Raw genomic sequence first — 25,368 nt, 5'->3', positions numbered from 1 at the left:
AGACAACACTATGCGCACCTCACCATGGCTGGTGGCCACCTATACGGTGATCATTCTCCTCGGCATTCTGATCGCACTGCCGAATGTCCTGCCGCAATCCACATTGCAGCGCCTTCCCTCGTGGCTCCCTCACCAGCAGGTCTCGCTCGGTCTCGACCTTCGCGGCGGTTCGCACCTCGTTCTCGAAGTCGATGAAGCCGACCTGACGCGCGAGCGTCTGCAGTCGCTTCTGCAGGACGCACGCCGCGTGCTGCGCGAAAAGAACATCCAGCCGAAGTCGGTCGTTCGCAACCAGAACCAGATCGTCGTGACGCTGAACGATCAAGCGCAGACCGATGAAGCCGTGACGCAGCTGCGCACGCTCGGCAACACGATCGCAACAGGCATTTCCGCCGGCCAGTCGGACCTTTCGGTCACGACGAGTGGCGGCAACATCATCGTTGCCTTCTCGGCCGCCGGTATCTCCAGCAACGTCGACAGCGCCGTCCAGCAGAGCCTTGAAGTCATTCGCCAGCGTGTCGACCAGGTCGGCGTCGCCGAACCGACGATCCAGCGCATTGGCGGAAACCGCGTTCTCGTGCAGCTTCCGGGCGCGCAGGATCCGACGCGTCTTCGCCAGCTTCTCGGCTCGACCGCCAAGATGTCCTTCCACATGCTCGCGCCGAACAATGCTCCCGGCCCCGGCGTGACGATGCTGAAGGACGATGAAGGCAACACCTATCCGGTTCTCGACCGTGTCGAAATCTCCGGCGACCGCCTGTCCGACGCCCGCGTCAGCTTCGACCAGAGCCAGCAGCCCGTCGTCAGCTTCCGCTTCGACAGCGCCGGCGCGACCCGCTTCGCAGACATCACCCGCCAGAACGTCGGCAATCCCTTCGCCATCGTTCTCGACGACAAGGTGCTGAGCGCGCCCGTCATCCGCGAGCCGATCACCGGCGGTTCCGGCCAGATCTCGGGCAACTTCTCGACCGATACGGCCAACACGCTTGCTGCCATGCTGCGCGCCGGCGCCCTGCCCGCCAAGCTCACCGTCATTGAAGAACGCACGGTTGGTGCCGACCTCGGCGCCGATGCGATCCAGATGGGTATCTATTCCGGTCTCGTCGGTTTCGTCCTCGTCGCAGCCTTCATCTTCCTGCTCTACGGAACCTGGGGCATTCTCGCCAACGTGGCGCTGCTCATCCACACGATCCTGACCTTCTCGGCACTGACGCTTGTCGGCGCCACGCTGACGCTGCCCGGCATCGCCGGCGTCGTGCTCGGCATCGGTCTGGCGGTTGACGCCAACGTTCTGATCAACGAACGCATCCGTGAAGAAACCCGCAAGGGCAAGGGCTCGTTCGCGGCCATCGACACCGGCTTCCGCCGCGCCTACTCGACCATTATCGACGGCAACATGACGGCGCTGATCGCCGCCGCCATCCTGTTCTGGTTCGGCACCGGCCCGGTTCGCGGCTTCGCCGTCACCATGGCGCTCGGCCTGATCATCTCGATGTTCACTTCGGTCGCGTTCGTTCGCGTTTCGATGATCGAGATCACCCGCCGCTTCAAGCTGAAGACCATCAACATCAAGCCGCTGCTGCCGGTCTTCTACCCCTACGACAAGCACATCCAGTTCATGAAGGCGCGCTTCTTCGGCGTGACCGTCTCTGCCCTGCTGTCTGTCGCATCGGTCGTGCTCTTCTTCCACCCTGGCCTCAACTACGGCGTCGACTTCCGTGGTGGTATCCAGATGTCGGTGAAGACGCAGGAAGCAGCCGATCTCGCCAAGTTCCGTGAAGGCCTGAACAGCCTCGGCCTCGGCGAAGTGTCGCTGCAGTCCTATGGCGACAACAACACCATGGCTGTCCGCGCTCAGCGCCAGGACGGCGGTGAAGAGGCACAGACGGCTGCCGTGACCAAGCTGAAGGACGAGATCGTCAAGATCGATCCGTCGGCAACCGTGACCGGCACCGATGTCATCGGCCCGAAGGTCAGCGGCGAGCTTGCATGGGCGGGCATCCTGTCCGTCGTGATCGCCAGCCTCGCGATGCTGCTCTACATCTGGTACCGCTTCGAATGGCCGTTCGCGGTCGGCGCCATCGTCACGCTCATTCTCGACGTGACGAAGTGCATCGGCTTCTTCGCGCTGACAGGGCTCGACTTCAACCTGACCGCCATCGCGGCGATCCTGACGCTGGTCGGCTACTCGGTGAACGACAAGGTCGTCGTCTACGACCGCATGCGTGAAAACATGCGCCTCTACAAGTCGATGCCGCTGCGCGAACTGATCGACAAGTCGATCAACGAAACGCTCGCCCGAAGCATCTACACCAACGTCACCGCCTTCCTCGCCCTGCTGCCGATGGCAATCTGGGGCGGCAGCGCGGTCGAAAGCTTCGCGATCCCGATGGTGTTCGGCATTCTCGTCGCCGCCGCATCGTCGGTGTTCATCGCGGCGCCGATCCTGCTCTTCCTCGGCGACTGGCGCACGCGCCACCGCGCCGCGGTTTCGAGCAACGACGACAAGGTCGACATCATTCCGCCGAGCTCGCGCAAGTCGGCCGGCTGATAGAGGATCGACCTTTTCAGGTTGCTTTCGTGAAATTGATGCGGGCGCCGGTTGCAGAACCGGCGCCCGCTTTCTATTCTCCGCCCGGGCTTAAATCCGGCGGACGAGACATGTCACCATCGACGACAGAGACCGACGAGACACGCATCAAGCGCTTCCTCGCCATTGCCTCGCACGACCTGCAATCGCCGCTCAGGCACATCGCGATGTATGCGGAGATCCTGATCGACGAGATCGGCGACAGTATCGATGCCGAGCATCTGGAATACCTCAACACCATCCTTGCCAAGACGCAGGCCGCGCAGGAGCTGACCAAGGGGTTGATCAGCTTCGCCTCCGGCGCCCCACGACTTGTGATCAGCGATGTCGATACCAAGCTGCTGGTGACACAGATCTGGGCAGAGCTGCGCTTCGAGGTCGATGCACCGAAGGCCACGATCGAGACAGGCGATCTGCCCGGCATCCGGACAGATGCGGGGATCCTGGGGCTGGTGCTGAAGAACGTGATGGCGAACGGGCTTATGCATCGCACGGATGCCGACGAGGCATGCCGTCTGACGATCGAGGCGGATGTCGATGCCACGCATTGGACGATCCATATTTCAGACAACGGCCCGGGCATCGCGCCGGAACATCAGGAGAGCGTGTTCACCGCTTTCTGGAGCCTGCTGCCGGAGGGCGCCGCGAAGAGGCCGGGCCTGGGGTTGGCGGCCGCGCGCGAGCTGGTGACCGCGCTTGGCGGCACGATCTCACTCACATCACCGGCGGAGACGGGAAGCCGGTTCACGATCCGCCTGCCCGTTTGATGGCAGGTCAGATGTTGTAATCGTCCTTCCAGACATCAGGCATGTCATAGCGAACATATTCGCGGATGATGTGCTGCAGCGTCTCGACGTCGATCTCGTCCTTGCCGATGCGGAAGTCGACGCCATAGTCCTGGAACTGCTGGAAGTAGCTGTCCGACACATCCATCGATATGACGCCGATCGGGCCGGTGTAGCTCGCGGCGCGCAGCTTTGGCACGGTCTCGCGAAAGTCCGCGTTCGGCAGCAGGCGATTGTCGAGCAGGATCAGATCGAATCTGTCGCTATTGAGCTTTGCCAGCGCATCGGTGACCGATTGCGCGTAGTCCATCTCGACCTTCGGATCGGTGAGAGCCGCGACGGTCTTCTTCAGGGAGCGGAATTCGATGAATTCGTCATCGACGAACAGGATCTTGACGGTCTCGCCGCGAGCCGTCTCTGGTTTCACTTCAGCGTTTTCGGTCACGAAACAAGTCCCATGCGCAACGCCATCGCCACCATGTGGACGCGATTGACCGCGCCGAGCTTTCTGACCGACGCCGCAATGTGCGAATTGACGGTGTGCTCCGACAGGCCGAGGATGATGGCGATCTCCGCCGATGTCTTGCCTTCACTGGTCCAGCGAACCACTTCACTCTCCCGTTGGGTCAAACGGCCTGACATTTCGTTGACCAGGATTTCTTCGTAAAACTTGTCGAATATCCGCATCGTATCGAGCAGGATATCGGCGACTTCGCCCTGGTCCGGCTGCTGTCGCTTGCCGCTGAAGGCAACACAGTAGCGGCGCCCCTCCGGCGTGAAAAGCGGGATGAGCAGAAAGCTGTTGGTGTCGAATTCGTTGAGGACGAGATCGGGCGGGTAGCCCTCGAGATTGTTGGCCTTGCCGCTCATGGGGGTCGCCAGAAACTGCGCGGCCTTCGACTTGATGAAGCCGAGCGCGCGGCCCATGGCGTAGACGAAGAAGCCGGTCTGCCGTTCGGCGACATTGGTGATGATGATATCGCGCGCGCCGAAGGGCTGCGACGCCTCTGAGATGCGGGCGAGCGCGAAACTATCAAAAGCATAGTGATGCGCGGCCGCCTTCAGAAGTCGAAAGAAATCCGTGCGGTTGATCGCCCGCCCCAATTCCGGGCCGGCGTGAAATGGAAGTGCCATCGCGCTACTCATTCCGCATTCCTGCTTCTTGGCTCCTACGTGCCTTTGGTTACCGGTTGGGCGGCATCCCCGAACTCTGGAGACACGCGCCAGACTGATACAGTTAATGACCGAGTGCGGAGTTTCGAGGGAAACCGCCGCGACACGCCGATCACAAAATCGGCATGCGACATCCGCTTCCGCCCCCCTACCCTCGGCATTCGCCTGTCCTACGCCGCCGGCGACGCCCTTCACGCGTCAGCGGGACGACAGACTTCAGTCACGGATTTTGCCGGGGTTGTTTCGTCAACAAAGTCAAACGGCTCTCCCCAGCATCGTCTCACACTGCTTCATGCGTATAGTGTGAAATGTAGCCAAAGTCGTGTCAATGAGACTTGCAACCATTGCGTCATAAATACCTAAGAAAGTCGATTGTCTTTGATGGACTATTGGCCGAGACACACGAGCGCACTGAGGTCGATCGGTTTTTCGACGTATCGATCGGCCCCGCAGGCCAAGGCGCGCTCCCGATCCGCCGTCGCGTCCGAGCCGGAACAGACAGCGATTCGCATCGAGGCGAAGCGCTGATCGGCGCGCAGGCGCGTGACGAGGCCGATGCCGCTATCAACAGGCATATAGAGATCGACGATCAGGAGCGCGGGCAGCGTCGCGTCTTCGGCGGCGGATGCGCAAAGCGCTTCGAAGGCGGCATCGGCGGTTTGGAAGCACGAAAGGGCGATGTCGGGGCGTTCCTTGCGGCAGACATACTGCGCGTAAAACAGGTCGTCGCGGCTGTCGTCCACGTAAAATACCGCCGGCATTGCCACCCCTTCCACGCTCGCGCCAGCGCTCCATCCGACCGCAGGGCATAGCATCCATGTCAGGCATATTGCCGGTCGGCGCCGAAGCCACAACTATCGCAGCAGATGTATATTGAATAATTTTCAATTCTGGAAATAGTAACCGCCGGACGGGAGAGCAACGCGTGGTGAAGCCGATCATTGGTCGAAGGACGAGTGCCCCCTGGCGCCAGGAACGACACCGTTTGACCACGATCGTGCTCGGCGTGCTGCTGCTCGTGCTGGGCGCCGTGATCCTTTTCGCCTGGGTGCGGCAGATCGAGCCTCTTCTTTTCCTGATCCCGGATTCGCCGGCGATGGCCATCAACACGGCGATCTGCTTCTGCCTCACCGGGATCGCGCTCGTGATCTCGGTCTACACCGGCGCCAATGCGCGCCTTGCCGCTTTCCTGCTGTTTTCGCTTGCCGCCGCGATGAGTGGGGTCCGGCTGATCGAGCTGACATTCGTCGGACGCCAGCCGCAGATCATGGAGCGCTTTCTGGCCGGCATTTTCGTCGATCCGGCATTCTTTGGCCGCATCGGCGGCGGCATGGCGCTCAATACCGCCGTGGTCATGTTCTTCTCCAACCTCGCTCTGGCGCTGACCCCGCCGGACCAGAAGGGCAAGGCGCGGCTGTTCGAGGAGCTTGTCGGCTATGTGGTGATCGGCCTCGGCATCGCGGCGCTGGCCGGATACGCGATGCATACCGAGCACATCTATCGCTGGGGATCGAACATCGGCATGGCGGTGCATACCGCGGCCGGCGTGACGCTGCTCGGCTCGGCGATGCTGGTGCGGTCCTGGTGGCTGCAGCCGGATCATCATGGCGGCATGCCCGTCTGGCTGCCGGGTGCGCTGTGCTTCATAGGGCTGATGATCGATCTCTACACCCCGCTCGGGGTGGTGAACGGCATGATCTATGTGCCGCTGATCCTGACCTCGCTGTGGTTCAACAGCCGGACGGCGCCCTTCAACCTGGCATTCGTCTGCTCCATCCTGATCCTGCTCGGCTTTCTCGCAGTCGACCGGCATGGCGAAGGCTATGGCTACGAGGCGACGAACCGCGCCATCACCGTCGGCATGCTCTGGCTGGTGGCGACCTTCGTGTTCTTCTTCCAGCGCAAGAGCGACAGCCTGGATGCCGAGCGTATCCGTTTCGACACGGTGACGCGCAACACGCCGAACGCGATCGTCGCCATGGACCCGCAGGGCAAGATTTCGCTGTTCAATCCGGCAGCCGAGGAGATGTTCGGCCGGACGTCGAGGGAGGCGATCGGAGAGAGCGTCCATATACTGCTGCCGGAGACCTTCCATGCGGGGCTCGACGACTATTTCCGGCGATCGCTGCTCTTGAGCGAGGAAGGCGGGACCGGCACGACGGGTACGATCTCGGGCATCCGGCGCAATGGCGAGACCTTCCCGCTCGACGTATCGCTGAGCGCCTTCCGGACTGGGACAACGGTCACCTTCGTCGCCATTCTGCGCGACATCAGCCTGCGGGTGCAGCAGGAGGAACAGCTGCGGACGATGTTCCGCCAGCTTCAGGCCTATACCGCCGATCTGGAGCGCAGCAATTCCGATCTCGACGAGTTCGCCTATATCGCCTCGCATGACCTGAAGGAACCGCTGCGCGGGATGCACAATCATTCCCGCTTTCTGCTTGAGGATTACGAGACGGTGCTCGACGAGGACGGCGTGCGCCGCATCAACCGCATCGTCCGGCTCAGCCAGCGCATGGAGAAGCTGGTCAACGACCTGCTCTATTTCTCGCGCATCGGGCGCCAGCAGCTGGCGGTGAAGCGCACCGACGTCCATGCGATCGTCAAGGACGTGGTCTCGACCATGGAGCTTTATCTGGAAGAGCGGCGGGCGAAGGTGCTGGTCGAGGGCCAGCTTCCCGACGTCGTCTGCGATTCGCTGCGGCTGACCGAGGTCTATCGCAACCTGATCACCAATGCCGTGAAATATAACGACAAGCCCGAACCGGTCGTGACCGTCGGCCACGTCGCCGAGGTTTTGGGCGAAGACGGGCGCCGGACGAGCAACGTCTATTTCGTGCGCGACAACGGCAAGGGCATTCCCCGCGAGTTTCACGAGGATATCTTCCGCATCTTCAAGCGGCTGGAAAAGACGCAGGAATCGGATGACGGCACCGGCGCCGGGCTGACCTTCGTGCGCAAGATCATCGGCCGTCACGAGGGCGACGTCTGGCTGGAGTCAGAGGTTGGCCAGGGCACGACTTTCTATTTTACATTGGGTCACAAGCGCGAGGGGCAGCATGCAACACCGTGAATCACAGCCGATCCTGATCGTCGAGGATAGCGAAGACGACTACGAAGCAACGATCCGCGCGTTCAAGCGCGCCAAGCTCAAGAACCCGGTGCAATGGGCGCCGTCGGGCCAGCAGGCGCTGGATCTGCTGGCGACGATGGAAACACGGCCGGGCCTCATACTGCTCGACCTCAACATGCCGGGGCTCGATGGCCGCAAGACGCTGGAGGCGATCAAGTCCAACCCGGCTTGGCGGAAAATCCCGGTGGTCATCCTGACCACGTCTGACGACGAGCGCGATATCGAGGGCTGCTACGCGCTCGGCGCCAACACCTACGTCCAGAAGCCTGTCGATCTCGACGGGCTGTTCGCCGCGATCCAGAGGCTGAAGGAATACTGGTTCGAGATCGCCATATTGCCTCTGGAGGGGTGATCATGGCCGAGGGCAGCGCGGTACTTGTTATCGACGACAATATCGACGACCGCGAGGTTTACCGGCGGATGCTGGCGCGCGTGCCGGGCGCGAACTACGTGGTCTACGAAGCTGAGAATGGAGACGAGGGCATAGCGCTCAATGCGCAGAAGCGGCCGGATTGCGTGTTGCTCGACTACTCGCTGCCGGGCCGCGACGGCGTCGGTGTGCTCGAGGAGATCTTGAAGCTCGATCCCTCCGCCAACGTGATCATGCTGACCGGCCAGGGCAGCGAGACGATCGCCGTCGAGGTGATGAAAGGCGGCGCGCGGGACTATCTCACCAAGGACACGCTTTCGCCGGAGACGCTGCACCGCTGCATCCAGAGCGCCATCATGCATGGCGATCTCGCGGCCAAGCTGGAGCAGAAGCAGCAATCGCTCGAGATCTTCACCCGCGCCATGGCCCACGACTTGAAGGAGCCGCTGCGGACGATCAAGTCGTTCAGCAGGCTGCTGCAGGCGTCGCCTTCTCTGGGGCATGACGATCACGACCTGCTCGGCTACGTGCTCAGCGCTGCCGACCACATGGAGGAGCTGATCGTCAAGGTGTCGGGCTTCTCGAAGCTCGAGGCCTCCGGCGATCTCGAGGCCAAGCCGGTGTCGCTGTCGGCGATCGTCGACCAAGCGGAGCGCAACCTGCGCGAACAGATCAGCAGCCGTGGCGCCGAGATCGAACGCGGCCCGTTGCCCCAGGTGATGGGCGACGGGACGCTTCTGGTGCAGATGCTGCAGAACATCATTTCCAACGCTATCAAATATTGCGAGGCCGGAGTGCCGCGCGTGCGGATCTCGGCACAAGGCGAAGGCATGCTCTGCCGGATCGCCGTCAGCGACAACGGACCCGGCATCGCGCGCGATCATCGCGAGCTGATCTTCCAGCCGTTCAAGCGACTGGTCGGGCGCGGCATAGAGGGGACGGGGCTCGGCCTGGCGATCTGCCGGCGGATCGCGCAGCTGCATGGCGGCGCCATCTGGTGCGAGGATGCCGATGGCGGCGGCACGACCTTCATCATGGAACTGCCGCTGGCCTTGAGCGAGACGGACAGAGCGCCGACCGGGGCGGCAAACCCACGGCAAGAAGAGCAGCGCGCGGATAGAATCGGCCGAGTGGCCGAGGTGCTTCTGGTCGAGGACAGCCCGGCCGATGTGCAGCTTTTGAAGATCAAGCTGATGAAGCGGGAGAAGGTGACGTTCAACCTGCATCTCGCTTCGAACGGCCGCGAGGCGATGCGGCTTCTTCAGGAGCGGGCAACCGGTGGTCACGATCCTTTGATCGACCTCATCCTGCTCGACATCAACATGCCGATCATGGATGGGTTCGAGGTTCTTGAGGCGCTTTCGCGCGACGCGCGGCTGAAGACGATACCGGCCTTCATCCTAAGCACATCAAGCGATGAGGACGACATGGAGCGCGCGAGAAGGCTTGGCGCGCGGGCCTACATGATCAAGCCGCCGACGCGGCAGCAGCTGGAACTTGCGCTACGGGATGTTCAGACTTTGGATTTGCAGCCTTGCGGAGATGCCCTAATTCTTTATGGAGAGCAAACAAGGCACCAAGCAAACGCAACGATATGACTGTTATCCTCACCTTCATCTCCGCGCTCCTTCTGTACCCAATGCAATCCGGGCTCCCCTCTATGGCTTCAGGCATACACCACATCACGCTGCTGACCCGAAAGGTGCAGGCGAACGTCGACTTCTACGCCGGCTTTCTCGGCATGCGGCTGGTCAAGCAAACGGCCGGCTTCGAAGACGCGACGCAGCTACACCTCTTCTATGGTGACGCGGAAGCTACGCCCGGCTCGCTGGTGACATTCCTTGTCTGGGAAGATGGCGCGCCTGGCCGTGCCGGCTTCGGGCAATTGAGCGAACTGGCGCTGGCGATCGACCCTTCCAGCATCGGCTACTGGCTGACGCGAGCGATGAGCTTCGGCGTCCGCACGGAAGGTCCGGCCGACGAATTCGGCGAGCCGGTGCTGCGCCTGAAGGATCCCGACAACATCATCGTCAAGCTTGCCGGCACGCCGGCGCTGAAATCGCCTGCTCCCTGGCATGGCGCTGGCATTCCGGTCGAGCACGCCGTGCAGCGCGTACGCGGGACGACGATGCTGACCGAGGAGCCGGAGAAGAGCCGTGCCTTCGTCGAGAGCCATTTCGGCTACCGCTTCCAGGAGAACCGCGGCAACATCGACCGACTGGTCTCGCAGTCCGGCGATGTCGTCGACATCAGAAACGCCAAGGGGTTCTGGTCGAGCGCGCCGGGGACCGGCACATTCGACCACGTCGCCTTCCGTGCAGAGGATGATGCGGCGCTGTCGAAGGTTCATGGAGCGCTGAAGAGCGAGGGCGCGAGCGCGTCGGATATCAACGTGCATGACCGCAAGTATTTCCGCTCGCTCTATGTGCGTGAGCCGGGCGGCACGCTGATCGAGCTTGCGACCGACAAGCCGGGCATGACGGTGGACGAGCCGGCGGCGACGCTTGGTGAAAAGCTGTTCGTGCCGAAGGACCCAATCACCGATCTCAAGGATCTCAAGGTGGTTCTGCCGCAGTTTTCGATGCCGGGCGAACCCAGGATCAATTATCGCGAGCTGCCCTTCGTGCACCGCTTCTACACGCCGCCTAACCCTGACGGCACCGTTCTGGTGCTGCTGCACGGCTCGGGTGGCAACGAGACGACGCTGATGCCGCTGCTGCACAAGGTGGCGCCGCGCGCGACGCTGCTCGGCGTGCGCGGACGCGCGACGGAGGAAGGCATTCCGCGCTGGTACAAGCGCATCACGCCGTTTTCCTTCGACCAGCAGGACATCAAGAACGAGGCGGAGGCTTTTGCCGCCTTCATCGACGGCGCGGTCAAATCCTATGGGCTCGATCCGAAGAAGCTCGTCTATGTCGGCTATTCCAACGGCGCCAATCTCCTGAACTCGCTTCTCTACCTGCACCCGAACCTAGTGCACAAAGCGGTTCTGCTGCGCTCCATGCCTGTGCTCAGCGAGTTTCCGCATGCGGACCTGAAGGGCACCGATCTGCTTGTCATCAGCGGCAAGACGGACGCCTATGGGAAGTATGCGAGCGACCTCGAAACACGGCTGAAGACATCCGGCGCAACGGTCGATTCGACCGTCATTCCGACGGGGCACCTGCTCGGCGATGACGATGTTCCGGTCATTCAGAAGTGGCTGACGCACGAGGAGTAGCGCGTCAGCGGGTTGGCCAGCGGAGTTTCATCCACTGCCGCCAAGACACACTCGCTGGTCGTATTATGCAATTTCTACTCGGACCCGTCGCATTCCTCCAAGTCATGCGGCGGGTTTTTCTCTGGCAAAAACGTCCGATCCGGCCAGTTTTCTTGGTCGATATTGGTCGGGCGAGAACAGCTGTCTTTTACCTCTCAGCCATTTCGCCAGTGCGAAGAAGCGCAATGCGGCCATGAGAAAACGACGCAAGCAACTTTATTGCAATTCTATATATTTTTATATTCGCAATGCTTAAATCGGATTTATTTCGACAATAATCAGAAGCAAACAAACAGAATTTTGACTTCGTGAATATTAAATAAACACGAATTATTACAACTACTTTTCTTTATTCCAAAAATAATATCGCATTAATATCACCCCTCTGCGATTAATAATATACCAGCAAGAAATCACCACATTGTTTTGGTTTTTCAGCAAACTGTATTGGTTTGCTGCAACGCAAAATGTTTCTTGCCGAGGCTGGGGGAGCGCCCTACCCTTTCCCCGACATCGACTGCAGAAGGGAACCCGAATGCCTCCTCAGCCCGTGGACATCAGCCTGATCATCTCGTCGAGAAATCGGGCTTATGGACTGACGAACTGCCTGGATGCCGTATCGAATGCCGCGCGCCAGGCCAGCGATCTGAGCCTGGAACTCGTCTTCGTCGACAATGGTTCCACCGACAACACGTCCGCGATCGTCAGCGAATGGGCAAAGACCGCGCCGATCAGCACCAATCTCGTTTACGAAGCGAAACCCGGTCTTTCGGTTGCGCGCAACAGCGGGCTGGCTGCCGCCACGGGCCGGATCATCGCTTTCACGGATGATGATTGCGAAGTGTTTCCCGATTATTTCACGGTGATTGCAGCACTCTTTGCCGCCGACACCGACATCGTCATGCGTGGTGGGCGCATCGAGCTTGGCGACGCGCGCGATCTGCCTGTGACGATCAAGCCCGAGCTGGAGCCTGCCGTGCTGACGAGCGAGCTGCATGCCGGCGGGTTCATCCATGGCGCCAACATGGCGTTTCCGCGCGCGCTGATCGACAAGGTCGGCCTGTTCGACACGCGCTTTGGCGCCGGCTCGCCCTTCCGCTCCGGCGAGGATACCGATTACGTGCACCGCGCTTTCAATTCCGGCATCCGCGTCGAGTACGTCCCGGATTTCGCCGTGAAGCATTTCCACGGCCGCCGGGAACTGGGCGACGTGAAGAAGCTGCAGAGCGGCTACGCCTTCGGCAACGGCGCGCTCTACGCCAAGTACCTCTTCGATCGTCGCTCCAACATGCGCGGCATGCTGCGCTGGGACATTCGCCAGGCGGTGCTGGAGGCGATCGGACGCCGCAAGCTCAGCGATGAGCTGGGGCTGACCTATCGCAGCCAGCTCAGAGACAATTTCACCGGCATGGTCGCCTATTGGCGCGGCCAGAAGACGGGCCGGGCCGCTTGAGCGGTCCCGAGCCCCGGAAGCATTGCGCCTCAGCGCCCAATCGATTGGATACTGAATGACAGATACGGCAATTGGCCACGCCGAGCTGAAGAAGAAGACCGCGCTTTCCGTCCTCTGGTCGGTCATCCGCGTGGCGTGGAGCACGGTTGCGACCTTCGTGATCTTCGTCATTCTCGCGCGAATTCTCGGCCCCGGCGACTTCGGCACCTTCGCGCTCGCGAGCCTGTTCGTCGAGATCGGCCGGGTGCTTGCCTATGCCGGCCTGGGTGACGCGGTGACGCGGCAGCTCGATCTGGATGAGGAACTGGCCGATACCGCCTTCTGGGCGACCATCGCCTTCAGCGCCATTGTCGCTGCCGTCGTCTTCGTCTTCGCGCCCTATTACGGCGACCTCGTCCGCGACCCGAAAGTTGCCGAGATCCTGCGCTGGCTGGCGCCGCTGCTACCGGTGTCGTCGCTTGCCGTCATCCACAATGCGCGGCTGGCACGCGAATTCGGCCACAAGAACCTTGCGGCCCAGGCAATCGCGGCCAGCCTGCTTTCCGGCATCACCGCCGTCGCCTGCGCCTTCATGGGCTGGGGCGTGTGGGCGCTGGTCGCCCAGACCGCCGTCAATGCCGTCGTCACGGTGCTGCTCGGCTGGGTCGCCTATCCCTGGATGCCGAAGTTCCGCTTCAACGTCCCACTGTTCCGCTCGGTTTTCCTGTTCAGCATCAGCCTTGTCGTCACGCAGCTGATGTGGATGCTGCTCGCCCGCGTGCAGGACATCTTCATTTCGCGCTGGTACGGCCCGGTCGAAGTCGGCCGTTACCGCATTGCCTGGCGCCTGATCGAGCTGATCGGACAGGCGGTGCTGGCGCCGATCGGCAGTGTCGCGCTGGTGACGCTGTCGCGGCTGCAGAACGACCGCGTCGCCTTCCGCAATGCCTATAACAAGATCGTCGGTGCAGCGGCACTCGGCACAATTCCGCTGCTGCTCGGCTTCGGCGCTCTGTCCAACGACATGATCGCCATGCTGTTCGGCGACAAGTGGGGCAATGCCGGCGATATCGCCACGGTTCTCGTGCTGATGGCCGTGCCCTTCGTGATGAACTTCTTCGCCTCGTCGGCGCTCTCCGCCGTCAACCGCGCGGAATCGATCCTCTCGGTGGCTGCCCTGCAGCTTGCCGCGACGCTGGTGCTAACCTGGTTGCTCGTGCCCTACGGCGTGGTTGCCGTTGCCGCCGGCTATACGCTGCGCGCCTGGCTGACGCTGCCCTACCAGCAGTACGTGCTGGCCCGCTTTGCCAACATCGACGCGATGAGCACGCTGAAGGCCGTGGCGCTGCCGCTTTGCGGTTCGCTGCTGATGGCCGCCGGCGTCTGGCTCGCTCATCCTGTCATCGTCGAGCATGTCCAGAACCGCTGGCTGTCGCTCGGCCTCAGCATCGGCCTCGGCGCGGTGATTTACCTCGCCTTCCTGCCGATCTTCGGCCGGTCGGTCATCCGCCCCTACATCGCGCTTGCAATGTCGCTCAATCCGTTTCGCAAACACGCGCAGGCTTGAGCCCGCGCAATAACTTTCGGACCTCTTGTCCCTAAAACAAGGAGCCTTCAATGGAATCTAACCTGACGATCATCAACCGCCTGCAGGGCGTGATCGAGAAGAACCTGTCTGACGTTTTCGACCCGTCGGAGCGTTATGCGCTTCTCGACTTTCCGAACCACTACAATATCGGCGACAGCGCGATCTGGCTGGGCGAGCTTGCATACTTCGACAAGAAGCGCTCGCGCCCGTCCTATGTGACCGAAATCCCGACCTTCGACGAGGACCGTATGCTCGGCGCCATTGGCGACGGCCGGATCTTCCTGCATGGCGGCGGCAATTTCGGCGACATCTGGGCCGGCTACCGCCAGTTCCGCGAAAACATGCTGGAGCGGCACAAGGGACGGCCGATCGTGCAGCTGCCGCAGACCATCCATTTCAAGGATCAGGCCAACGTCGACAGCACTGCACGCGCAATCGAGAAGCACGGCCAGTTCACGCTTCTGGTGCGCGACAAGAAGAGCCTTGCGTTTGCCCAGCGCTGGTTCCAGTGCGAGACGCGCCTTTGCCCGGACATGGCCTTCTGCATCGGCCCGGTCGCAAAGCCGGTGCCGCAGCATGAGCTGCTCTTGAACCTGCGCGAGGACCAGGAAGTCGGCACGCCGCAGGACCTGACGGCAGCGACGCAGCGCCCGGGAACGGTGAAGTCGGATTGGCCGGATGAGCCAGCCGATTTCCAGAAGCAGACCAAGCACGCGGCAATCCTGAAGGGGCTGCTCTCGGGCAAGATCGGTGGCCGCGCCCGGATGACGGAGCTCGCCTACCGTGAGCGCGCGCAGCAGCGCTTCGACCGCGGCGTGGCGCTGCTTGGTTCGGCACGGCAAGTCATCACCGACCGCATGCACGGCCACATCATGTGCGTGCTGATCGGCGCCGACCATTGCGTGCTCGACAACAGCTACGGCAAGACCAGCAGCTTCATCGAAGCCTGGAACACCTGCAACACAGAGAAGGCGGAACTGGCGGCGACCGTCGACGAGGCGCTTGATATTCTCGACGCACGGCGCATGCAGAAGCAGGCCGCTGTCGCCTAAGGCAGTTACCCTCGCCGGGCGATCATGATCCCGGCGAGGACCACCAGACCACCGATCGCCTGCATCGGGCCGATCGGCTCGCTGAGCAGGATCCATGCGAGGATGGCGGCGACGACCGGCTGCAGGAGCAGCGTCAGCGACGAGAAGGCGGCCGGCAGATAAGCCAGCGCATAGGTGATCGCCACCTGCCCGCTGGCGTGGCTGATGAAGGCGAGGCCGAAGACCATGGCCCATCCATAGGCCGTGGTGGGCATGAGATGGCCTTCCACGAAGAAGCCGAACGGAAACAGACAGACGGCGGCGGAAGCCGTGCTCCACAGCATGATACGAACCGTATCGAAGCGCGTGCGCAGCCTGCCGATGGCGAGGATGTATAGCGCGTAGGCCACTGCCGCCAGAACGGCGCCGCCATCGCCCAGCAGATCGCCCTGACCGAGTGCCGCCGGACCGCCCTTGAGGATGACGACGCCGACGATCGCCAGCAGCAATCCCGCCACGAATACGCGCGTGACGGCAGCTCCCATGAAGAGCACGCCGATGATGGTGACGAAGACCGGCGCCAGGTTGGCGAGCAGCGTCGCATTGGCGACGGACGTGATCGTGATCGACAGGTGCCAGGTGATGAGATCGACGGCGAGAATGACGCCGGGCAGGATGAGCATGCCGCGATCCGCCCAGGTCTCGGGCTTCGGGCCGGTCGCGCCACCCTTGATCAGCGAGAAGATGTAGATCGGGAAGAAAGCCAGCGCCACGCGCCAGAAGCCTGTTGCCATCGGCCCCACTTCCGACAGGCGCACGAAGATCGGCGAGCCGCCGATCGCGGCACCACCGAGGATCAGCGCGGCAAGCGCGAAACGGTGCGAGGGAGCGGACTGCGGGAGGGCGGAGGAGACTTGCGACATGGCGTACCGTGCTTGCGGCGTCGGGTGCGATCGAGCGGCGCCATCATGCACCGCAAGTAGCAGAAGCGGCGGCCTGAGAATAGCCCGGGAACGACAGGCGCGGTCGATATCGTCGCCGGCGCGGCTCGCGCTACGCCGGCGCCAGCATAAAGGGTCAGCCGGAGATGACCGTCGAGAATTCCGGATTGCCACGGATGGTGTTGCTGACCGTGCAGATCTCGTCTTCGGCGGCGTGGGCGATCTTCTGGCGGGTTTCCTCGTCGATGTCGCCCTTGATGGAGAAGACGATGTTGAAGGTCTTCACCCGCGACACGCCCTCGGTGGCCTTCTCGCCGGTGACGTCGGCCTTGAGCTCGGTGATGCGATCGAGGACGCCGAGCTGGCTTGCCGCCATGCGTGCGCTCAGGACCAGGCAGGCCGAGAGCGAGGAGTAGAGAAGGTCCAGCGGGTTGAAACCTGGCTGCGACGGGCTGGTGACGATGTCGATCTCACCGCCGGTGGCGGAGGTGACATGCGGGAAGCCGGTGCGGCCGAGAACGGCGCTGGCGCCAACGGGACGAGTGCGAACCTTTAGGTCGGCCATGAGTTATTCCTCGGAGATGATTCGTGCCTGTAGATAGGAGCTTCGATTGGCCGGCGCAACGCGCTTTTCGCCGCTGATGCAATCGCAATCCACAAAGGTGCGGCGCGCTGCAACCACGGAAGGAAATCGGCATGAAATACCGATTCGGCACACCCTGAGAGGCGAAACGTCAAGCTGAGTTAGACATCCCCATTTCTAGGGATAGCCCGGCATCCGCCTCGCAATGCAATATGATGTCGCACTAAAACAGAAATGACTATCGGAGTGATCCATGCGAGAACTTGAGACAGTTGCTGTTGCACCCAACGTCGTCTTCGAAAGCGCGCCGTTCGGTTACGTCCGCAAGGTCTATGTCGATGACGAAGCCTGTTGGGGCCTGTTCGACCAGGATGGCGATGTGATCTTCGTCGGCGATGCGCCGATCGACTGCCATTCCTATGCAGCCAAGGAGCATATCCGCGTGCAGGTCGTTCACTGATCCACCTTCCACGGCGCCCGTCCCCAAGAACGAGCGCCGCAGGGGCAAGAGAGGACTTCAGCGATAGGACGGCGTCGATGGCGTCATGGCCACCTGTTCGCCGGAGAAGATGACAAAGGCGAACAGCAGGACGCCGATGAATGTGATGATCGAGGCGATTGCCACGACCGGTTCCATCGCCATGTTGCCAAGCAACATCAGATAGAGGCTCGGAACCATCAACGTGACGCCCGCGGTATAGATGCCGTACTGGATCATCGCGATGCGACGTTCGGCCTTGCGCGGGTTGAGCGCGTAATAGCCTCCGAAGAGCGCCATCGTGACCCAACCCAAGAGATTACAGTGTGCATGAGCGCCGATCACGCTGTGATCCTGCGAGATTGCCATGTTCAGGCCCATTCCGATACCAAGGATCAGGAACAGAACGGCGGTCTTGAAATATAGATGCGAGATGCGTGGCATTTGAATCTCCCCTCTTTTCGGCGAGGGTAATATTACCACTCCAGAGGCGAGTTGAGAACGACGCCCTTATCAGTAGGTTGCGACATGCGCGGCGGGACAACTTTCAGCGTTTCTCAGAGAAATCGGATGCGTCACGAATTTCCGCCCAGATTGCTGGATATCGTCATGAATACTTCGTTAAAGCCTGTGGTCTAGCATGGCTCGTGCGAATGAGTTGCGGAGAACTGAGATGCGGGAGATCTACAGGCCGTTTGTCACCAGTGACGATCCCGATCGGGATGTGCGCTGCCAGGATGCGATGCAGTTCGCGTTCGAGGATCTGACGCGCGCCTGTGTCGCTTCTGGCTGGGGTGAGCGCGAAAGCATGGAGGCGATCATCAGCCTCGCGGAGGAGCGTCTGCACGTGCTCGGCGCCAATGACGACGCCAAGCAGCTTCTCGATGTTCTGAAAAAGATGATCCAGCAGCCGGCGGCCTGAGGGCTTTCGCCACATCCCCAGTTGTAGGGCCCAGTTATCAGGCGGATTTCGCCAGCGGCACGTCGACACTGTCGGCCAGTATTTGCGCCTGGGCGACCGACAGGTTGTGCGACGCCATCAGGAGCAGGCACAGCGCCACGGCGCGCGGCACATCCTGCTCGCCCGTCGCCCAACGGCGGCTGGTGATCTGGTCTATTCCAAAGAGACTTTCCACTCCAGCAGTGGTCAATCCCAGGACCGCCAGAGCGGCTCTGTATTCCAAAGCTTTCATGTTTGCTGTTCCCGGCGCGCTTTATGCGCACTTATCTTTCGGAGTGGCCCACCATAGTTTCGGTTTATTTTAAAGGGTCTCCGCAAGCGACATTTTCAAGTCTGAAAACGACAGTCACAGCAGTGTCACGGCGTCAGAGTCTTTCTGGAAAACTCTAGTGAACCGAGGGTTCGTCCGCATCGTCGAGGAATGTACGGATGCCGTCGCGCTCGACCGTGGCCAGAAACTCGTCGAAAGCGTCGCGATCGGTCTCGAAGCCCTCTTCCCATTCGATCAGGTCGTCGTCTTGCGTCACGACTTCCATCTTCCAGTCGCCATTGGTGCCGGCCGGGCGGAAGATATCGACCAGAACGGTCACGCCATCATCGGTAAACTCGCCGGCGAGTTCGGAATGCTCGAGCTTCGGTTCTTTCGTCTTGGCCATGATACTCTCTGCTGGTCCTGCGGGATGGACCGCTGTAGCAGCCCGATCGTTTGCCGCCAAATCAAAAGATGGCTTCGGCAACAGGCACAAGAGACAGCGTTTTATTCTTTGAGGAAAGAGTGGTGCCCAGACGCGGATTTGAACCACGGACACGCGGATTTTCAATCCGCTGCTCTACCAACTGAGCTATCTGGGCATTCCTGCTTCGGCACATCTCTCGTTTCCGATAGCTGTAGGGGCTTGGTTTTCCCCGGAAGCGAGCGGGGTTATAACATCTTGTTCGGCCATGGCAAGCGCCAAATGAGAGTTTTTTGACAGGCCTGTGAATTTTCCGAATTATTGAACAAATTGAACGGCTTCCCGAGCGGAAAACGCGATCAGTTCTCGTCCGGATACTCAGCCTTCGTCTCATCCTCGGCAACGGGGATGGCGTAGGAGCCGGTCAGCCAGCGCGAAAGATCGACTTCGCGGCAACGGTTCGAGCAGAAAGGATAGTGCTCGCGCTGCGAGGGCGTGCCGCACTCCGGGCACGGATGCGCCTTGCGCAGCGGTTCGATCTTGGCGCTCTGTCTGGTTTCATCGGGCATGGTCATTCCTTCGGGTTTTCGGCCCGCCGGCTTCAAGCCTCGGGCCACCGGCTATGGACGTCGAAGCCCTCGCCGGTCAGAAGCAAAATGGTCTCGTACAGCGGCAGGCCGACGACGTTGGTGTAGGAGCCGACCATCTTCTGCACGAAGGTGCCGGCCAGCCCCTGGATGCCATAGGCACCCGCCTTGCCACGCCACTGGCCGGAGGCCAGATAGTTCTCGACCTCGAAACCGGACAAACGCTTGAAGCGCACCTTGGTTTCCACGATCTTCTGGCGGATCTTGCGATCGGGCGTCACCAGGCAGACGCCGGTGTAGACCCAATGGCTGCGGCCGGAGAGCAGGTAGAGCGAGGCCGAAGCCTCGTCCGCGAACTCGGCCTTGCCGAGAATGCGGCGACCTACGGCGACGACGGTATCGGCAGCCAGGATGTAGCTGCCCTTCCAGGTCATGTCGCCCTTGATCGCGGCAAGTGCCGCTTCGGCCTTTTCCGTCGACAGGCGGCGCGCCAGCGAGCGAGGGTGCTCCGACTTCTTCGGCGTCTCGTCGATATCCATCGGCATCAGGCGCGAGGGCTCGATCCCTGCCTGGTTGAGCAGGTCAACGCGGCGGGGGGAACCCGAAGCCAGAATGAGCTTGTATTTGAGCGCCATGGAACCTCGACTACCGGGCAGACGGAAGCGAAAGCCTTAGGGCTTTCGGATCAAGCTTACTTGAAGCGGTAGGTGATACGGCCCTTGGTCAGGTCGTATGGCGTCATTTCCACAAGAACCTTGTCGCCGGCGAGAACGCGGATACGGTTCTTGCGCATGCGGCCGGCCGTGTGGGCGATGATCTCGTGCTCGTTTTCGAGCTTCACGCGGAACGTCGCATTCGGCAAAAGTTCGGTGACGATACCCGGGAACTCGAGGACTTCTTCTTTAGGCATATAGGTGTTTTCTTCCTGTCGGTTGAGATGGCGGCATTGGCCAAGATTGGGGCCGCCTCAAAATTTGGGCGGAAACTACACAATCAACGGGGGTTTGTGAACCAAATTGATCGCGTTTCCTTTATTTGTTTCATGCGGACTGCGCGGCGATACCACTTCGGTCTAATAGACGGTTCTCGATAAGCTCGGCGAGGTGATTGCGCACCTCGCGATAGCTCTCCAGAATCTGCTCCCGTGTGCCCTGCGCGACTGTTGGGTCCATGGTCGGCCAGTAGACCACCTCGACGGCGCTCGCCCGCGTCAGTTCCAGCGCTGCGTGGTGTGCTTGCGGCGAGAGCGTGATGATCACGTCGAAATAATCATCTTCGAGATCTTCCAGCGTGTGCGGCAGATGCCGACCGAGCGAGAGGCCGATCTCATCGAGCACCACATCTACGAAGGGATCGCGTTCACCGGCGCGAACGCCGGCAGACCTTATATAGGTATTTTGGGGCAGCAAACTACGGGCAATCGCTTCGGCGATCGGCGAGCGGATAGCGTTCATGCCGCACATGAACAAAATCGCGCCCGGCCTGATGCTTGCGCTTGTCGGTTCGAGCTCGCTCATCCCGGTCATCCGCGCCAGTAGAGAACGCAGACCAACGTGAACAGACGGCGCGCGGTGTCGAAATCCACCTCGATCTTGCCGTCCAATCGGTTCTGCAGCGTCTGCGAACCTTCGTTATGGATGCCGCGCCGACCCATGTCGATCGCCTCGATGCGGCTTGGAGAGGCGGAACGGATCGCCTCGTAATAGCTCTCGCAGATCATGAAGTAGTCCTTCACGATGCGGCGGAACGGGGTGAGCGAGAGGATGTGTGTGGCGACCGTCTCGCCGTCTTCCGTGGTGATCGCAAAGACCAGCTTGGTATCGACGAGCGAAATGTTCAGCCGGTACGGGCCGCCGGCGTGGCCGACGGGCGTAAATGTGTTTTCCTCGATGAGATCGAAGATGGCGACGGCGCGCTCGTGCTCGACATCGGGCGTCGATCGGCCGATGGTGTCGTCCAGGACGACGTCGCAAAGCCGGAAGTCGCCCGCAGCCATCGCTTACCGTTCCAGGTTGAGGCGGATCGCAACCGACCGCGCGTGGGCGTCGAGACCTTCCGATACTGCAAGCGCGATGGCGGCCGGCCCCAGCGTGCGCAGCTGTTCCGAACCGAGGCGCAGGATCGAGGTGCGCTTGACGAAATCCAGAACCGAGAGGCCGGACGAGAAGCGCGCGGAACGGGCCGTCGGCAGCACATGGTTGGAGCCGCCGACATAATCGCCGATCACTTCGGGCGTATGCGCGCCGATGAAGATGGCGCCGGCGTTGCGGATCTTGTCGACCAGCGCATCCGGATCGGCGACGGCGATTTCCAGATGCTCGGCAGCGATGCGGTTTGCGAGCGGAATGGCGTCGCTGATCTCCTTGACGAGGATGACGGCACCGAAATCACGCCAGCTGGCGGCAGCCGTCTCGGCGCGGTTCAGCGTCTTCAGCTGGCGCTCGACGGCGGCTTCAACCGCCTTGCCGAAGGCCGCGTCGTCGGTGATCAGGATCGACTGGGCGCTGACATCGTGTTCGGCCTGGGCGAGCAGATCGGCTGCGATCCAATCCGGATTGTTGTCCTTATCGGCGATGACGAGCACTTCCGACGGACCGGCGATCATGTCGATGCCGACAGTACCGAAGACGTGGCGCTTGGCAGCGGCGACATAGGCATTGCCGGGGCCGGTGATCTTGTCGACCGGCGCGATGCTGTCGGTGCCATAGGCAAGCGCCGCCACGGCCTGGGCTCCGCCGATGCGGTAGATCTCGGTCACGCCGGCAAGCTTCGCTGCCGCAAGAACGGCGGGGTTGACCTGACCGCCCGTTGCGGGAACGACGATGACCACGCGATCGACACCGGCGACCTTGGCCGGAATGGCGTTCATCAGCACCGAGCTCGGATAGCTCGCCGTGCCGCCCGGAACATAAAGGCCGACTGCCTCGATCGCCGTCCAGCGCGAGCCGAGCGTCACGCCCATGGCGTCTTCGTAGATATCGTCCTTGGGGAGCTGGCGGGCGTGGTGGGATTCGATGCGGACAGCGGCGACCTTCAGCGCGCCCAGCACTTCGGCGGGCACAGCCTCGACGGCCGCGTCGATTTCCGCTTCGGTGACGCGCATCGGCGTCTCTGCGAAATCGATACCCTCGAACTTCCGCGAATATTCGGCGAGCGCCGCATCGCCACGGGCGCGCACGTCATCGATGATGGCACGAACAGTGGTGTTCACGTCCTCGGACATTTCGCGCTTTGTCGTCAGAAACGCCGCGAAACGCTGTGCGAAATCGTCCGATGCCTGATCCAACCAGATTGCCACGCGTCAATTCCTCTCGGTATGCTTCGATAAATGCGTATTCAGGCGCCGGGATGGCGCGGCTTGGAAGCGGTTTCCCACGCGCCGCCGATATCCGCAAGCTGAACCTCGATGCATTCGACATCGAGCGCGATGGTGGCGCCGGCGGCCAGATCGATCTCGACGGTGCCCTCCGGCCCCTCGCCTTTCTGCTCGAAGCGGATGGCGAGCAGCGACAGGACATCCTCGCGGTTCTTCTGATTGATGCCGACGGAGCGGACGGCCAGTACGCGCTTGAAAACGATGGCGGCGCGGCGGCGTTCGAAGCCCTTGCGCTTGGCGCCGGCTTCTTCCCAGACGAAACGATTGGCGGCGATGGAAAACTGCTGGTCGCGCGGCGACCAGGAAAGATCGGCGACCTTGAAGACGCTATCCTGCGTATGCGCGGAGACGACGGCAAGGTCTTCGCTATCCAGCGCAACAAGCTTCAGGTCGGTCATTCAGGCAGCACCCCATTGTTCCTGATATCGCCGGGATGGCGATACCCGGCACCGCAGAATGGCGGTGCCGTAGGACAAGGGACATAAGGCGCTAAGGCCCTTTGCGCAACGGGGACAAAGGGCGAATGACCGCCCTTTGTCTCGTTACGTCTACAGTTGCGCTTATTCGCTGACGCGTTCGACGATAGCGCCGCAGCGAGTGAGCTTTTCTTCCAGGCGCTCGAAGCCGCGATCGAGGTGATAGACGCGCGACACCATGGTCTCGCCTTCGGCCGCAAGACCGGCGATGACGAGCGACACGGAAGCGCGCAGATCGGTCGCCATCACGGGCGCACCCTTCAGGCGCGGCACACCCTCGATCTTCGCCGTCTGGCCCGACAGCGAGATCTTGGCGCCGAGGCGGGCAAGTTCCTGCACGTGCATGAAACGGTTTTCGAAGATGGTCTCGGTAACATGCGACACGCCGGTCGAGCGGGTCATCAGCGCCATGAACTGCGCCTGCAGGTCGGTCGGGAAGCCCGGGAAGGGATCGGTGACGATATCGACCGGGCGGATGCCGGCGCCATTGCGGCGGATGCGCATGCCGTTGTTGGTGGCCGAGATTTCAGCACCGGCGCGGCGAAGCGTCTCGAGAGCGGTGTCGAGCAGCGCCACGTCGGTGTTTTCAAGCACGACATCGCCGCCGGCCATGGCGACGGCCATGGCGTAGGTGCCGGTCTCGATACGATCGGGCAGAACGCGGTGGCGGGCGCCCGAGAGCGAGGTGACGCCTTCGATGGTGATGGTGGAGGTGCCGGCGCCCGTGATCTTGGCGCCCATGGCGATCAGGCAGTTGGCGAGGTCGACGACTTCAGGCTCGCGGGCGGCGTTGCCGATGACGGTGGTGCCGCGGGCAAGCGTGGCGGCCATCATCATGACGTGGGTCGCGCCGACGGAGACCTTCGGGAAGGTGTACTTGGCGCCGATCAGGCCACCCTTGGGGGCGGTGGCGTTGACATAGCCGCTGTCGATATCGAGCGTCGCGCCGAGCGCCGTCAGGCCGTCGAGGAAGAGATCGACCGGGCGGGTGCCGATGGCGCAGCCGCCGGGCAGCGAAACGCGGCACTGGCCTTCACGCGCCAGAAGCGGGCCGATGACCCAGAAGGAGGCGCGCATCTTCGAGACCAGCTCGTAGGGAGCGGTGGTGTCGACGATGGTGCGGCAGGTGAAGTGGATCGTGCGCGAGTAGCTGTCTTCCTGGCGCTCGCGGCGGCCATTGACGGAAACGTCGACGCCATGATTGCCGAGGATGCGCAGCAGCTGCTCGACATCGGCCAGGTGCGGCACGTTTTCGAGCGTCAGCGTATCGCTGGTCAGCAGCGAGGCGATCATCAGCGGCAGGGCGGCATTCTTGGCGCCGGAAATGGGAATGATGCCGTTAAGCTCATTACCGCCGACAATTCTGATACGATCCATAAGCGCTTACGGGCCACGCCCGCCTTTCTGAAACTCTGTCTTTTAAAAGGATGCGGGTCTTTAGACGAAATCCGCGAAGGCTTCAATTCGAAGCGGACGGAACATTACGATTCGTCCATTTTTGCGGCAGGCAGTCCATTTGTCTCATCGGCCTGGCCCGAACGGCGCGCACGCGTCTGTTGTTTGCGGCGGGAAAGATTTTCCCGCAATTTTTCCGCGGCGCGATCGCGGCGCAGTTTCGCCTGCTGTTCGATCGCGTCTTTGCGGCCCTTGCGGGCATTTTCAGTGTCTTCGGTCATGTTTCATGGCTTACCCGAATTCGCGGCAATCCAAAAGTGGCGACGTGAAACTGACATAAGTTTGAAATTGCGTCTTGCGCTCGTCCCGAAGCTGTGGCAATAGCCGCCCCGTTCACGCAACGCAGCCGCTTCGGTTGCCAGCGTCTGGTCCTCGCTGCCGTAGCTCAGTGGTAGAGCACACCCTTGGTAAGGGTGAGGTCGGTGGTTCAATCCCACTCGGCAGCACCAGTTTTCTCCCCGGTAAAAAACAAGCCA

The 25,368-nt window shown here is 61.7% G+C and carries 28 protein-coding genes and 2 tRNA genes; 12 read left to right on the top strand and 18 right to left on the bottom strand.

The features are described 5' to 3' along the window. Nucleotides 1-10: 10 nt before the first annotated feature. A complete protein-coding gene (gene secD, locus QTL96_RS18260) occupies nt 11-2,551 on the top strand; it encodes a protein translocase subunit SecD (RefSeq protein WP_112973714.1) in 2,541 nt (846 codons plus the stop codon). A gap of 110 nt (nt 2,552-2,661) precedes the next feature. Next, nucleotides 2,662-3,357, top strand: coding sequence for an ATP-binding protein (locus tag QTL96_RS18255; RefSeq protein ID WP_289728657.1), 696 nt, complete (start codon nt 2,662-2,664; stop codon nt 3,355-3,357). Between the two features lie 7 nt (nt 3,358-3,364). Here the strand turns inward: QTL96_RS18255 and QTL96_RS18250 are convergent, their stop codons facing one another. The 3 genes from QTL96_RS18250 to QTL96_RS18240 all read right to left on the bottom strand — a co-directional run bounded on the left by QTL96_RS18250 (nt 3,365) and on the right by QTL96_RS18240 (nt 5,309). Continuing rightward, nucleotides 3,365-3,802, bottom strand: a complete 438-nt coding sequence (locus QTL96_RS18250; protein WP_289729144.1) for a response regulator — start codon at nt 3,800-3,802, stop codon at nt 3,365-3,367. A 14-nt stretch (nt 3,803-3,816) separates the two neighbouring features. Continuing rightward, the gene (locus QTL96_RS18245) at nt 3,817-4,521 is read right to left on the bottom strand and encodes a helix-turn-helix transcriptional regulator (protein WP_047507352.1); all 705 of its coding nucleotides are present in this window, start codon (nt 4,519-4,521) and stop codon (nt 3,817-3,819) included. A 413-nt stretch (nt 4,522-4,934) separates the two neighbouring features. After that, nucleotides 4,935-5,309, bottom strand: a complete 375-nt coding sequence (locus QTL96_RS18240; protein ID WP_289728656.1) for a response regulator — start codon at nt 5,307-5,309, stop codon at nt 4,935-4,937. A 224-nt stretch (nt 5,310-5,533) separates the two neighbouring features. Between QTL96_RS18240 and QTL96_RS18235 the strand changes: the two genes are divergently transcribed. The 7 genes from QTL96_RS18235 to QTL96_RS18205 all read left to right on the top strand — a co-directional run bounded on the left by QTL96_RS18235 (nt 5,534) and on the right by QTL96_RS18205 (nt 15,382). After that, nucleotides 5,534-7,621, top strand: coding sequence for an ATP-binding protein (locus QTL96_RS18235; protein WP_289728655.1), 2,088 nt, complete (start codon nt 5,534-5,536; stop codon nt 7,619-7,621). Further along, nucleotides 7,608-8,033: a response regulator gene (locus QTL96_RS18230; protein ID WP_018898394.1), complete on the top strand. Its 426-nt coding sequence runs from the start codon at nt 7,608-7,610 to the stop codon at nt 8,031-8,033. Before QTL96_RS18235 ends, QTL96_RS18230 begins: the two co-directional genes overlap by 14 nt. A 2-nt stretch (nt 8,034-8,035) precedes the next feature. After that, nucleotides 8,036-9,649, top strand: a complete 1,614-nt coding sequence (locus tag QTL96_RS18225) for a response regulator (protein WP_289728654.1) — start codon at nt 8,036-8,038, stop codon at nt 9,647-9,649. A gap of 62 nt (nt 9,650-9,711) precedes the next feature. Next, a complete protein-coding gene (locus tag QTL96_RS18220; protein WP_289728653.1) occupies nt 9,712-11,271 on the top strand; it encodes a VOC family protein in 1,560 nt (519 codons plus the stop codon). A gap of 574 nt (nt 11,272-11,845) precedes the next feature. Beyond that, nucleotides 11,846-12,763, top strand: coding sequence for a glycosyltransferase family A protein (locus QTL96_RS18215; RefSeq protein WP_289728652.1), 918 nt, complete (start codon nt 11,846-11,848; stop codon nt 12,761-12,763). Nucleotides 12,764-12,818: 55 nt separating this feature from the next. Further along, nucleotides 12,819-14,309 (top strand): lipopolysaccharide biosynthesis protein, encoded by a 1,491-nt coding sequence (locus QTL96_RS18210; RefSeq protein WP_018898390.1) that lies wholly within the window; start codon nt 12,819-12,821, stop codon nt 14,307-14,309. A gap of 50 nt (nt 14,310-14,359) precedes the next feature. Next, entirely contained in the window at nt 14,360-15,382 is a 1,023-nt protein-coding gene (locus QTL96_RS18205; RefSeq protein ID WP_047507341.1) for a polysaccharide pyruvyl transferase family protein, read from the top strand. Between the two features lie 5 nt (nt 15,383-15,387). On the opposite strand, the gene QTL96_RS18200 is transcribed toward QTL96_RS18205, so the two are convergent. Together QTL96_RS18200 and QTL96_RS18195 are read right to left on the bottom strand one after the other, a co-directional pair. Continuing rightward, nucleotides 15,388-16,284, bottom strand: a complete 897-nt coding sequence (locus QTL96_RS18200) for a DMT family transporter (protein WP_289728651.1) — start codon at nt 16,282-16,284, stop codon at nt 15,388-15,390. A gap of 154 nt (nt 16,285-16,438) precedes the next feature. Then, the gene (locus QTL96_RS18195; RefSeq protein WP_289728650.1) at nt 16,439-16,867 is read right to left on the bottom strand and encodes an OsmC family protein; all 429 of its coding nucleotides are present in this window, start codon (nt 16,865-16,867) and stop codon (nt 16,439-16,441) included. Nucleotides 16,868-17,138: 271 nt separating this feature from the next. Here QTL96_RS18195 and QTL96_RS18190 point away from each other — a divergent pair, with 271 nt between their 5' ends. Further along, nucleotides 17,139-17,345 (top strand): hypothetical protein, encoded by a 207-nt coding sequence (locus tag QTL96_RS18190; RefSeq protein ID WP_047507335.1) that lies wholly within the window; start codon nt 17,139-17,141, stop codon nt 17,343-17,345. A gap of 57 nt (nt 17,346-17,402) precedes the next feature. Here the strand turns inward: QTL96_RS18190 and QTL96_RS18185 are convergent, their stop codons facing one another. Further along, nucleotides 17,403-17,807, bottom strand: coding sequence for a hypothetical protein (locus QTL96_RS18185; protein WP_018898385.1), 405 nt, complete (start codon nt 17,805-17,807; stop codon nt 17,403-17,405). A 229-nt stretch (nt 17,808-18,036) separates the two neighbouring features. Between QTL96_RS18185 and QTL96_RS18180 the strand changes: the two genes are divergently transcribed. Continuing rightward, the gene (locus QTL96_RS18180; protein ID WP_289728649.1) at nt 18,037-18,285 is read left to right on the top strand and encodes a hypothetical protein; all 249 of its coding nucleotides are present in this window, start codon (nt 18,037-18,039) and stop codon (nt 18,283-18,285) included. A gap of 37 nt (nt 18,286-18,322) precedes the next feature. Here QTL96_RS18180 and QTL96_RS18175 read toward each other — a convergent pair whose 3' ends face one another. The 12 genes from QTL96_RS18175 to QTL96_RS18120 form a co-directional block, all read right to left on the bottom strand. Beyond that, entirely contained in the window at nt 18,323-18,556 is a 234-nt protein-coding gene (locus QTL96_RS18175; RefSeq protein WP_113009893.1) for a hypothetical protein, read from the bottom strand. 154 nt (nt 18,557-18,710) lie between these two features. Next, on the bottom strand, nt 18,711-18,980 hold the full coding sequence (locus tag QTL96_RS18170) for a hypothetical protein (protein ID WP_047507331.1): 270 nt from the start codon (nt 18,978-18,980) through the stop codon (nt 18,711-18,713). A gap of 120 nt (nt 18,981-19,100) precedes the next feature. Further along, a tRNA-Phe gene (locus QTL96_RS18165) sits at nt 19,101-19,176 on the bottom strand. Between the two features lie 181 nt (nt 19,177-19,357). After that, nucleotides 19,358-19,567, bottom strand: coding sequence for a DNA gyrase inhibitor YacG (yacG, locus tag QTL96_RS18160; RefSeq protein ID WP_047507557.1), 210 nt, complete (start codon nt 19,565-19,567; stop codon nt 19,358-19,360). A gap of 32 nt (nt 19,568-19,599) precedes the next feature. Continuing rightward, nucleotides 19,600-20,220 (bottom strand): Maf-like protein, encoded by a 621-nt coding sequence (locus tag QTL96_RS18155; RefSeq protein ID WP_018898379.1) that lies wholly within the window; start codon nt 20,218-20,220, stop codon nt 19,600-19,602. 56 nt (nt 20,221-20,276) lie between these two features. Further along, complete coding sequence (gene infA / locus QTL96_RS18150) at nt 20,277-20,495, bottom strand: translation initiation factor IF-1 (RefSeq protein ID WP_003545338.1); 219 nt, start codon at nt 20,493-20,495, stop codon at nt 20,277-20,279. Nucleotides 20,496-20,625: 130 nt separating this feature from the next. After that, nucleotides 20,626-21,102 carry a low molecular weight phosphatase family protein gene (locus QTL96_RS18145; RefSeq protein ID WP_289728648.1) on the bottom strand — a complete coding sequence of 159 codons (477 nt, stop codon included), beginning with the start codon at nt 21,100-21,102 and terminating at the stop codon, nt 20,626-20,628. A 5-nt stretch (nt 21,103-21,107) separates the two neighbouring features. After that, nucleotides 21,108-21,581 (bottom strand): UPF0262 family protein, encoded by a 474-nt coding sequence (locus tag QTL96_RS18140; RefSeq protein WP_289728647.1) that lies wholly within the window; start codon nt 21,579-21,581, stop codon nt 21,108-21,110. 3 nt (nt 21,582-21,584) lie between these two features. After that, entirely contained in the window at nt 21,585-22,883 is a 1,299-nt protein-coding gene (gene hisD, locus QTL96_RS18135; RefSeq protein WP_289728646.1) for a histidinol dehydrogenase, read from the bottom strand. A gap of 38 nt (nt 22,884-22,921) precedes the next feature. Further along, on the bottom strand, nt 22,922-23,359 hold the full coding sequence (locus QTL96_RS18130; protein ID WP_289728645.1) for a DUF2948 family protein: 438 nt from the start codon (nt 23,357-23,359) through the stop codon (nt 22,922-22,924). A gap of 162 nt (nt 23,360-23,521) precedes the next feature. Continuing rightward, the gene (gene murA / locus QTL96_RS18125; RefSeq protein ID WP_018898374.1) at nt 23,522-24,814 is read right to left on the bottom strand and encodes a UDP-N-acetylglucosamine 1-carboxyvinyltransferase; all 1,293 of its coding nucleotides are present in this window, start codon (nt 24,812-24,814) and stop codon (nt 23,522-23,524) included. A 104-nt stretch (nt 24,815-24,918) separates the two neighbouring features. Continuing rightward, nucleotides 24,919-25,113: a hypothetical protein gene (locus QTL96_RS18120; RefSeq protein WP_018898373.1), complete on the bottom strand. Its 195-nt coding sequence runs from the start codon at nt 25,111-25,113 to the stop codon at nt 24,919-24,921. 153 nt (nt 25,114-25,266) lie between these two features. Between QTL96_RS18120 and QTL96_RS18115 the strand changes: the two genes are divergently transcribed. Continuing rightward, nucleotides 25,267-25,341: transfer RNA gene (locus QTL96_RS18115), tRNA-Thr, on the top strand. Nucleotides 25,342-25,368: the final 27 nt, after the last annotated feature.

It is taken from the genome of Rhizobium sp. S163, assembly GCF_030380805.1.
Classification (GTDB): domain Bacteria; phylum Pseudomonadota; class Alphaproteobacteria; order Rhizobiales; family Rhizobiaceae; genus Rhizobium.
Note: the sequence above shows the minus strand (reverse complement) of the source record. Positions and strands in the feature narration are given on the sequence as shown.

Excerpts from the sequence above, each read along its gene's own strand:
- QTL96_RS18255 (WP_289728657.1), top strand. The coding sequence starts at position 2,662 with ATGTCACCATCGACGACAGAGACCGACGAGACACGCATCAAGCGCTTC.
- QTL96_RS18225 (WP_289728654.1), top strand. The coding sequence starts at position 8,036 with ATGGCCGAGGGCAGCGCGGTACTTGTTATCGACGACAATATCGACGAC.
- QTL96_RS18190 (WP_047507335.1), top strand. The coding sequence starts at position 17,139 with ATGCGAGAACTTGAGACAGTTGCTGTTGCACCCAACGTCGTCTTCGAA.
- QTL96_RS18230 (WP_018898394.1), top strand. The coding sequence starts at position 7,608 with ATGCAACACCGTGAATCACAGCCGATCCTGATCGTCGAGGATAGCGAA.
- QTL96_RS18170 (WP_047507331.1), bottom strand. The coding sequence starts at position 18,980 with ATGGCCAAGACGAAAGAACCGAAGCTCGAGCATTCCGAACTCGCCGGC.
- QTL96_RS18240 (WP_289728656.1), bottom strand. The coding sequence starts at position 5,309 with ATGCCGGCGGTATTTTACGTGGACGACAGCCGCGACGACCTGTTTTAC.
- secD (WP_112973714.1), top strand. The coding sequence starts at position 11 with ATGCGCACCTCACCATGGCTGGTGGCCACCTATACGGTGATCATTCTC.
- infA (WP_003545338.1), bottom strand. The coding sequence starts at position 20,495 with ATGCCTAAAGAAGAAGTCCTCGAGTTCCCGGGTATCGTCACCGAACTT.
- yacG (WP_047507557.1), bottom strand. The coding sequence starts at position 19,567 with ATGCCCGATGAAACCAGACAGAGCGCCAAGATCGAACCGCTGCGCAAG.
- QTL96_RS18175 (WP_113009893.1), bottom strand. The coding sequence starts at position 18,556 with ATGAAAGCTTTGGAATACAGAGCCGCTCTGGCGGTCCTGGGATTGACC.
- QTL96_RS18145 (WP_289728648.1), bottom strand. The coding sequence starts at position 21,102 with ATGAGCGAGCTCGAACCGACAAGCGCAAGCATCAGGCCGGGCGCGATT.
- QTL96_RS18180 (WP_289728649.1), top strand. The coding sequence starts at position 18,037 with ATGCGGGAGATCTACAGGCCGTTTGTCACCAGTGACGATCCCGATCGG.
- QTL96_RS18245 (WP_047507352.1), bottom strand. The coding sequence starts at position 4,521 with ATGAGTAGCGCGATGGCACTTCCATTTCACGCCGGCCCGGAATTGGGG.
- QTL96_RS18120 (WP_018898373.1), bottom strand. The coding sequence starts at position 25,113 with ATGACCGAAGACACTGAAAATGCCCGCAAGGGCCGCAAAGACGCGATC.
- QTL96_RS18220 (WP_289728653.1), top strand. The coding sequence starts at position 9,712 with ATGGCTTCAGGCATACACCACATCACGCTGCTGACCCGAAAGGTGCAG.
- QTL96_RS18195 (WP_289728650.1), bottom strand. The coding sequence starts at position 16,867 with ATGGCCGACCTAAAGGTTCGCACTCGTCCCGTTGGCGCCAGCGCCGTT.
- QTL96_RS18185 (WP_018898385.1), bottom strand. The coding sequence starts at position 17,807 with ATGCCACGCATCTCGCATCTATATTTCAAGACCGCCGTTCTGTTCCTG.
- murA (WP_018898374.1), bottom strand. The coding sequence starts at position 24,814 with ATGGATCGTATCAGAATTGTCGGCGGTAATGAGCTTAACGGCATCATT.
- QTL96_RS18140 (WP_289728647.1), bottom strand. The coding sequence starts at position 21,581 with ATGGCTGCGGGCGACTTCCGGCTTTGCGACGTCGTCCTGGACGACACC.
- QTL96_RS18200 (WP_289728651.1), bottom strand. The coding sequence starts at position 16,284 with ATGTCGCAAGTCTCCTCCGCCCTCCCGCAGTCCGCTCCCTCGCACCGT.
- QTL96_RS18205 (WP_047507341.1), top strand. The coding sequence starts at position 14,360 with ATGGAATCTAACCTGACGATCATCAACCGCCTGCAGGGCGTGATCGAG.
- QTL96_RS18215 (WP_289728652.1), top strand. The coding sequence starts at position 11,846 with ATGCCTCCTCAGCCCGTGGACATCAGCCTGATCATCTCGTCGAGAAAT.
- QTL96_RS18210 (WP_018898390.1), top strand. The coding sequence starts at position 12,819 with ATGACAGATACGGCAATTGGCCACGCCGAGCTGAAGAAGAAGACCGCG.
- QTL96_RS18155 (WP_018898379.1), bottom strand. The coding sequence starts at position 20,220 with ATGGCGCTCAAATACAAGCTCATTCTGGCTTCGGGTTCCCCCCGCCGC.
- QTL96_RS18130 (WP_289728645.1), bottom strand. The coding sequence starts at position 23,359 with ATGACCGACCTGAAGCTTGTTGCGCTGGATAGCGAAGACCTTGCCGTC.